At 67.4% G+C, this 1,491-nt stretch carries 1 protein-coding gene; it reads right to left on the bottom strand.

Features of this window, described 5'->3' with window-relative positions; translation table 11 throughout:
- Positions 1-46: 46 nt before the first annotated feature.
- Positions 47-613 (bottom strand): hypothetical protein, encoded by a 567-nt coding sequence (locus tag G7A99_RS19540; protein ID WP_163143367.1) that lies wholly within the window; start codon positions 611-613, stop codon positions 47-49.
- Positions 614-1,491 lie beyond the last annotated feature (878 nt).

Below are 1,491 nucleotides of genomic sequence, written 5' to 3'. Positions count from 1 at the left end.
GATGTCGTACTCGTCGCTCATCCCTGTCCCCGTCGGAGCCGTATGCTCATGCCGTCGATGAATTCGCTTTTCCGGATACCGGTGTACCCCTCGGCGTCGGTGACGCCCGTGGTGATGATTTCCTTGCCCTGGCGGAGCTCGAAGTACCGATGGGCGATCGGTGTGCCCTCATCGGTATCGTCCCGTGCACCACCCCGAGGATCTCTTCCTCGTGCCCGACGAGATTCGCCAACACCCGCTCCTCGGCCTCGAGCTCCGCGCGGGTGGACTCGTTGAACGAGCGCCGCCGCAGGATCGGGCGGTGGTGGCGCCACAGCTGCCCCCGCTCGTCGACTTCGCAGGCATCGGGGGTGAAGAGTTTTTGCCTGACTTTGGCGGGAATTTTGCTCCAGCGGAGAGACTCCGATACGCCCTGGGCATCACCGTCCAGTGGCAGCCAGACGCTTTTCTTGTCCTTCTTGTGCCGCAGGTTGCTGCCCATCACCCCCGGCACGAAGATCACCGCGATCGCCCGGTCCGTGCATACCACCCGCGTGACGTGGTTCTCCTCGCTCGGGCGCATCCAGCTCTTCGCCTGGTTGGGCGGGGTGTAGGGGTAGACGCCCTCGCTCATGCCCCCACCTCCCGCCACGGCATGCCCCGCCCTGGCGACGTATCGAACCGCGTGGCGGTGGAAACGGCCACAGGCTGCGGGATCGCCATGCCACGAGCGGCGCAGGCACGGACATGTGGGCGAGGGCGCGGCAGCGCGAGTGCGGCAGTGGCGGGCCCGGGAAGGCGTCGCCGGCGGTTTCGAACGGATCGGGCAGAGGGTCCGTATCAGTGCGGCATGGCACCGACAGGGCCCGGGGAGCGTGGCGGTATCGTCTGGCATCGGTTCACCATCCCTGGTCAGTAGCGGCGGGCGCCGGTACGGCGCAACACGACCTTCCGCCCTCCTGGCGGTCGGTCCGGGACCGGCGTCAGCCCGGTCTCTCCCCGAGAGATTACCGCAACGCCGTGCTCATACCGAGCCGCTCGCCACCCCTGATCGCAACGACGTGACGGCTTTCACAATCGGGCCCCCCTCCTCCCGCGGAAATACTGGCCTTATGGTCGCCATTGATCGGCGGAGGTGGCCCAGTAACGTAGGTCGTGCGCCACAGGCGTGCGACGTTCCGGATCAGGGGGATGTGGCACACGGCCTGCGACCGTGCCCGACCTACTCGCCTGATCGGCGGAAGTGGTCCGGCAGCATTCCCGCGAGCCGGTCTCCGCGTTCGAACTCCTTGGGGGCGGCGGCGCGGTACCTCGCGTATGTCCGCGGTGTAATCCGGGATACGCTACTCGAGTGGCGTCGTGGCATGGCGGCCGACGGTCTCTGGCCTGTACGAACCGGGTGTACCTGCGTACCCCGGTTCGCCGCTGTCGGGCCGCTACAGCCGCAGGCCGCCGTCGACCTCCAGCACCCGGCCGTTGAAGTAGTCGTTCTCCAGCACGTAGACCACCGAG

The sequence above is a fragment of the Arhodomonas sp. KWT genome (genome assembly GCF_010993615.1).
The sequence above is the reverse complement of the archived record's forward strand: the minus strand, read 5'-3'. Positions and strand labels throughout refer to the sequence as shown.

What these genes read in the sequence shown, in the direction of transcription:
- G7A99_RS19540 (WP_163143367.1), bottom strand. Translation starts at nt 613, where the DNA reads ATGAGCGAGGGCGTCTACCCCTACACCCCGCCCAACCAGGCGAAGAGC.